Source organism: Streptomyces sp. URMC 126, from assembly GCF_051386555.1.
Taxonomy (GTDB): domain Bacteria; phylum Actinomycetota; class Actinomycetes; order Streptomycetales; family Streptomycetaceae; genus Streptomyces.
This window is the reverse complement of record NZ_JBPQTX010000386.1, coordinates 1-5,952: the sequence shown is the minus strand read 5'-3', so window position 1 is coordinate 5,952 and position 5,952 is coordinate 1. Positions and strand designations below refer to the sequence as shown.

Genomic DNA, 5,952 nt, shown 5'->3' with positions numbered 1-5,952 from the left:
CCCCCCCCCCCCCCCCCCCCCCCCCCCCCCCCCCCCCCGGGCCGGCCGCCGTCGTGGCGGACCGGCCCGGGCGGGCGGCGAGAGGGCAACGGGCGGGCGGCGGAAAGGCGGCGGAAGGCGGCGGGAAGGCGGTCTGAAGGATGGATTCCGTTCCTTACTCCGCCCTCGTTCCGCCTCGTTCCCGTCCCCTCCCGCCGTCCGCCCCCGCTACCGCGAGAAGTCCACCCCCTGCGCCAGCGTCACCCGCCCCGAGTAGTTCACCGTGTTCGTCGCCCGGCGCATATACGCCCGCCAGGCGTCGGAGCCGGACTCGCGCCCCCCGCCCGTCTCCTTCTCGCCGCCGAACGCGCCGCCGATCTCCGCCCCCGAGGTGCCGATGTTGACGTTGACGATGCCGCAGTCCGCGCCGTCGGCGGCCAGGAACCGTTCGGCCTCGCCCTGGTCGGCGGTGAAGATGCCGGCCGACAGCCCCTGCGGGACGTCGTTCTGCAGGCGGATCGCCTCGTCGAGGTCGCGGTAGGTGAGGACGTAGAGGACGGGCGCGAACGTCTCCTCCCGGACCACGGCCGTCTGCCCGGGCATCCGGACGAGGGCGGGCCGGACGTAATAAGCGTCCGGCGCCGCCTCGGCGAGCTCCCGGCCGCCGCCGGCGACCAGCGTGCCGCCGTCGGGCGCCGCGCGGTCGAGCGCGTCCCGCATCCGGGTGTGCGCGGCGGCGTTGACGAGCGGCCCGACCAGGGTGGAGTCGTGGAACGGGTCGCCGACCGGCAGCCGCCGGTACGCGGCGGCGAGCCGGTCGGTCACCTCGTCGGCGACGTCGGCGTGCACGATGAGCCGGCGGAGCGTCGTACACCGCTGGCCCGCCGTGCCCACGGCGGCGAACACGGCCGCGTTCACCGTGAGGTCGAGGTCCGCCGACGGGGCGACCACGGCCGCGTTGTTCCCGCCGAGCTCCAGGAGGCTGCGCCCGAAGCGGGCGGCCACCCGGGGGCCGACCGCCCGGCCCATCCGCGTCGAGCCGGTCGCGCTGACCAGCGGCACGTCCGGGGAGTCGACGAGCCGCTCCCCGGCCTCCGCCGTGCCCAGGACGACCTGGTTGAGGCCGGCCGGGGCACCGGTGTCGGCGGCGGCGCGGTCGAGCAGGGCGGAACACGCCAGCGCGGTCAGCGGAGTGAGCTCCGACGGCTTCCACACCACCGTGTCGCCGCAGACCAGGGCCACCGCCGTGTTCCACGCCCACACCGCCACCGGGAAGTTGAAGGCGGTGATCACGCCGACCACGCCCAGCGGGTGCCAGGTCTCCATCAGCCGGTGCCCGGGGCGCTCGGACGGCATCGTCCGGCCGTACAGCTGCCGGGACAGCCCCACCGCGAAGTCGCAGACGTCGATCATCTCCTGCACTTCGCCGAGCGCTTCCGAGCGGATCTTCCCGGCCTCGACGGTGACGAGGTCGGCGAGGTCCTCCTTGTGCGCGGTGAGGAGTTCGCCGAGCCGTTTGACCAGGGCGCCGCGCACCGGCGCCGGGGTCGTCCGCCACTCCAGGAACGCCGTCCGCGCCGCGGCGACGGCCCGGTCGACGTCCGCCGCCGAGTCGGCGCGCAGGCCGAGGAGGCCGGCGCCGGTGACCGGCGTCCGGGCGGTGAGGGCGTCACCCTTGCGCGCCGCGGGGTCGGCCCCGCAGCGCGCAAGGGCCGCCTCCGCCCGGGCCCGGATCGCTTCCGTGTCGGTGAGTGCTGTCGTCGCCATGCCGGCTCGTACCCCTTACGCTTCGGACTTCGTGCGGATGTTGACGTAGTTGCCGCCGATCCAGTCCCGGAAGGTGGCGGTCTCGCCCTCCAGGCCGATGTCGAACCCGCACTCCCGGGCGAGCGGCACCGAGAAGGCGAAGTCGGGGTCGGGGCGGAGGAAGAAGACGCTGGACGTCCGGCCGCTGCCCGCGATCAGGTCCCGCCCCGGCGCCGCGACGTGGTGCCGCGGGGCCTTCACCCGGCCTCCGGTCACCAGCGTCGCGACGGCACCGCAGAAGACGAGGACCGCGTCCGGCACGGCCGGCAGGTCCACGAACGCGCCGCCGACCTCGCACTGGAGGCTCACGAACCCGTTCGGGCACGGCGTCTGCTGGATCAGCGTCACCGTGGACAGGTCGTAGTGCGGGGCCATCCGTGACGGCACCTCCTCCGCGCTGCGGTCCTCCGGGACCTCCGGGAAGTACCGGAAGCGCAGCAGGGGTTCGCAGTTCACGAAGGACTCCGTGCCGCCCTCCGGGACCGTCCCGGTCGTCTTCAGGACCTGCCGCGCCACCTCGCGCGAGGCGTCGTACATGCGGTCGAAGTAGTCCGTCCAGACGCGCTCGAAGGTCTCCGAGGGGAAGACGTTGTCCGAGGTCCCCATCGAGTAGCACATCGAGTAGTCGGTGTACGTCCCATTGTTGGTGATCTTTGCGGTGCTCTCCGACTCCAGCCCGGTGAAGCCCCGCCGGAGGGTGGGGACGGCCGAGGTCACGGCCCGCTTCTCGGCCTCGGTGCCGTGCTCGAAGAAGTCGACGGCGACGTCCTTGGCGGACTTCTGGTCGGTGTCCGACAGGCCGCTGTCGGTCAGGTAGAACACCCCCTTCTCCGCCAGGCAGGCGCGGAACTCCTCCTGCCGGCGGTCCTGCTGGAGATCGGTCAGGCTGAACGTCGGCACCGTCGTGTCCATCGGCACGTCGCGCCCCTCTCGTGATCGCGTGGTCGGCATCTCGTACTCGTGGCAGTCCGCCGTCAATCCGACGGGCAGCCCGCCGGCAGTCCGCCGTCAATCCGACGGGCAGTTCGCCGCCAATCCGCCGACTGCCCGTCGGCGGCCGGTGCGGCGGCTTCCCCGCGCCCGGACCGGCAGCCTGCCCGGCATCAGGTCCGGTGGCCGCCGGGTGGCGTCCCCACGGCGGCCCGCGGGTACGTCACCGGGGGCCCGCGGAGGAGGCGGACGAGACCGCGGGCGCGGCGGCCCGGCCCGCCGTCAGCTCGCCCAGCGCCTCCGCCAGCCGGTCCAGTTCCGCCTCGGTGGTGTGGAAGTTCACCGAGACGCGGAGCAGCGCCCCGTCCGGCCGCTCGGCCACCCCCGTCTCGATCCGGAAGTCCTCCCAGAGCCTCCGGGCCAGCTCGTCCGCCGGCACCGGACCGGGCGGCCGGAACGCCACCATCCCGGCGGACAGCTCCGGCGACGCGGGCGTGACGGGCTCCAGCCCCGGTCCGTCGGCGAGCAGCCGGCGCACCCGGCCGGCCAGTTCGCGCCGACGGGCCCGAATCCGTTCGGGACCCAGCTCCTCCTGGAAGCCGATCGACTCCGGCAGGACGAGCCACGGGCAGAGGTCACGGGTCCCCTCGCACTCGAACCGGCGCAGCCGCGGCGTACTGCCGAACCGGTCGCGCTCGTCCGGCGGGCTCCCCGGCGGGAGCCGGTACGCCCAGCTCACCTGCGCCGGTTCGAGGCGGTCGGCCTGCCCCTCGCCGAGGTGCAGGAAGCCGGTTCCGGTGGGGCCCAGGAGCCATTTGTGGCCGCTCCCGGCGTAGAAGTCGCACGGGACGGCGGCCAGGTCCAGGCCGAGGAGGCCCGGCGCGTGCGCGCCGTCGACGACGGTGGTGATCCCGCGCCGGCGGGCCTCCTCGCACAACTCCCGGGCGGGCAGCACCGTACCGGTGCCGGCCAGCACGTGGGAGAAGGACAGCAGCCGGGTGCGCGGGCCCATCGCCGCGACGACGGCGTCGAGCAACGCGCCGGGCCCGGACGGCCGTCGCGGCAGCCGGACCGTCCTCACCCCGAGCCCGAGCCGCCGGGCGGCCCGCTCCCAGCACCACCGCATCGGCGGGTACTCGTGGTCGGTCAGCAGGATCTCGCCCGGGGCGGGCAACTCCAGTGACGACGCGACCAGGTTGACGGCCGCGGTCGCGTTGGTGGTGAGGACCAGCCGGCGCGGGTCCCCGCCCAGGAAACCGGCCAGCCGCTCCCGGGCCGCCCACAGCAGCGGCGGGACCTCGCGCAGCAGGAAGTCCATCGGCGCCCGCGCCAACCGGGCGCGGAGGTCGGTGAGGCGGTCGAAAGCAACCCGGGGCAGTGGCCCGCCGGAACCGGTGTTGAGGTTGACGGCGGTCGGGTCGAGCAGCATCCGGCCGCGGGCGTCGTCCCAGTCGGCATCGGCCATGTCGTGATCTCCCGCGCATTCAGAAAGAAGAAAACCGGTGCCCGCCGACATTCGTTCGAACGCCCCGCACCGTAGCAGCCGGCACGGGACCTCCGACAGAGCGAACCCCGAAATGGCATAACCGGGAAGAGATTTCCGAGAGCGGGGAAAGAGGGGCCCAAGAGCGGCCCCCGTTAGCATCGGGAACCCGCCTTCCCAGTTCGCCGCCACGGCAGTCCGGCGTCCTGAAGCTCCGGTAATTCGAGCCCGTCCCAGAGGAGTTTTCCCATGGGTGAACAAGAATGTCGTCCCGGCCGTGACCTCGTCCACTCGACAGGTATCCAGGCCGCCGACGTGCACCGCACGCTCGCGCCCCATGTGCTGGTGGACGGCTACGACATCGTTCTCGACCTGACTGCCGGTTCCGGTACCCGCATGGTCGACGCCATAACGGGCAAGGAATACCTCGACCTCTTCTCGTTCTTCGCCTCGGCTCCTCTCGGCATCAATCCGCCCTGCATTACCGAGGATCCCGAGTTCCTGCGCGAACTCGCCGCGGCGGCCGTCAACAAACCCTCGAACCCGGATCTCTACACCATTCCGTACGCCCGGTTCGTCACGACGTTCGCCCGGGTGCTCGGCGACCCGGCGCTCCCGCATCTGTTCTTCGTGGACGGCGGCGCGCTGGCCGTCGAGAACGCGCTCAAGGCCGCCTTCGACTGGAAGGCGCAGCGGTTGGGCCTGGAGGGGCGGGCCGCCGACGGCCTCCAAGTGCTGCACCTGGAGCGGGCGTTCCACGGCCGCAGCGGCTACACCATGTCCCTGACCAACACCGAGCCGGCGAAGACCGCCCGCTTCCCCGCCTTCTCCTGGCCCCGGATCCCCGTCCCGGCCCTCCGGCACCCGCTCGCCGAGCACGCCCGGGAGAACCGGGAGGCCGAGCGCCGCGCGCTGGAGGCCGCCGAGTCCGCCTTCCGCGCCGCCGACGGCATGATCGCCTGCTTCATTGCCGAGCCGATCCAGGGCGAGGGCGGCGACAACCACCTGAGCGCCGGATTCCTGCGGGCGATGCAGCGGCTCTGCCACGAGCACGACGCCCTGTTCGTGCTGGACGAGGTGCAGAGCGGCTGCGGGATCACCGGCACCCCGTGGGCCTACCAGCAGCTCGACCTCAGCCCCGACCTGGTGGCCTTCGGCAAGAAGACGCAGGTCTGCGGGGTGATGGGCGGCCGCCGGATCGACGAGGTGCCGGACAACGTCTTCGCCGTCTCCTCCCGCATCAGCTCCACCTGGGGCGGCAACCTCGCCGACATGGTCCGCGCCACCCGGCTGCTGGAGACCATCGAGAGCACCCAGCTCCTCGACGCCGTCGTCCGGCGCGGAAAGTACCTCCTCGACGGGCTGGAGGCCCTGGCCACAGAGCACCCGGACACCCTCTCCAACGCCCGCGGCCGCGGCTTGATGTGCGCCGTCGACCTGCCGGACACCCGCCACCGCGACGAGGTGCTGCGCCGGCTGTACCGCGACCACCGCGTCATCGCGCTGCCGTGCGGCGACCGCGGCCTGCGCTTCCGCCCGCCGCTGACCATCGGCGAGGGCGAGATCGACGAGGCCCTGGAGGCGCTGGAGCGCAGCCTGGGGCCGGTCGCCGCCGGCTGAGGGACGTACGGACGGACGTACCCCGGCCCCCCTCGCGGGACTTGCGGCCCGCCCGCCGGGGCCCTCCGGCGGAGGCTCCCCACGGAGGTCTCCCCAGGAAGCCCCTACGCCTCAACACCCGTACGCCCCAACGC

4 protein-coding genes are annotated in these 5,952 nt (G+C 73.5%); 1 reads left to right on the top strand and 3 read right to left on the bottom strand.

All coding sequences use genetic code 11. The features are described from left to right. Positions 1 to 207: 207 nt before the first annotated feature. The 3 genes from amaB to ACSNOK_RS29745 form a co-directional block, all read right to left on the bottom strand. Positions 208 to 1,746 carry an L-piperidine-6-carboxylate dehydrogenase gene (amaB, locus tag ACSNOK_RS29755; protein ID WP_436783902.1) on the bottom strand — a complete coding sequence of 513 codons (1,539 nt, stop codon included), beginning with the start codon at positions 1,744 to 1,746 and terminating at the stop codon, positions 208 to 210. 15 nt (positions 1,747 to 1,761) lie between these two features. Then, the gene (locus ACSNOK_RS29750) at positions 1,762 to 2,697 is read right to left on the bottom strand and encodes a 2OG-Fe(II) oxygenase family protein (RefSeq protein WP_436783903.1); all 936 of its coding nucleotides are present in this window, start codon (positions 2,695 to 2,697) and stop codon (positions 1,762 to 1,764) included. A 241-nt stretch (positions 2,698 to 2,938) separates the two neighbouring features. Beyond that, the gene (locus tag ACSNOK_RS29745; RefSeq protein WP_436783901.1) at positions 2,939 to 4,180 is read right to left on the bottom strand and encodes an aminotransferase class V-fold PLP-dependent enzyme; all 1,242 of its coding nucleotides are present in this window, start codon (positions 4,178 to 4,180) and stop codon (positions 2,939 to 2,941) included. Between the two features lie 267 nt (positions 4,181 to 4,447). Between ACSNOK_RS29745 and lat the strand changes: the two genes are divergently transcribed. Then, positions 4,448 to 5,818, top strand: coding sequence for an L-lysine 6-transaminase (lat, locus tag ACSNOK_RS29740; RefSeq protein WP_436783900.1), 1,371 nt, complete (start codon positions 4,448 to 4,450; stop codon positions 5,816 to 5,818). Positions 5,819 to 5,952: the final 134 nt, after the last annotated feature.

Bases quoted from the DNA above. Each gene is read 5' to 3' on its own strand.
- amaB (WP_436783902.1), bottom strand. From the start codon at position 1,746: ATGGCGACGACAGCACTCACCGACACGGAAGCGATCCGGGCCCGGGCG.
- ACSNOK_RS29745 (WP_436783901.1), bottom strand. From the start codon at position 4,180: ATGGCCGATGCCGACTGGGACGACGCCCGCGGCCGGATGCTGCTCGAC.
- ACSNOK_RS29750 (WP_436783903.1), bottom strand. From the start codon at position 2,697: ATGGACACGACGGTGCCGACGTTCAGCCTGACCGATCTCCAGCAGGAC.
- lat (WP_436783900.1), top strand. From the start codon at position 4,448: ATGGGTGAACAAGAATGTCGTCCCGGCCGTGACCTCGTCCACTCGACA.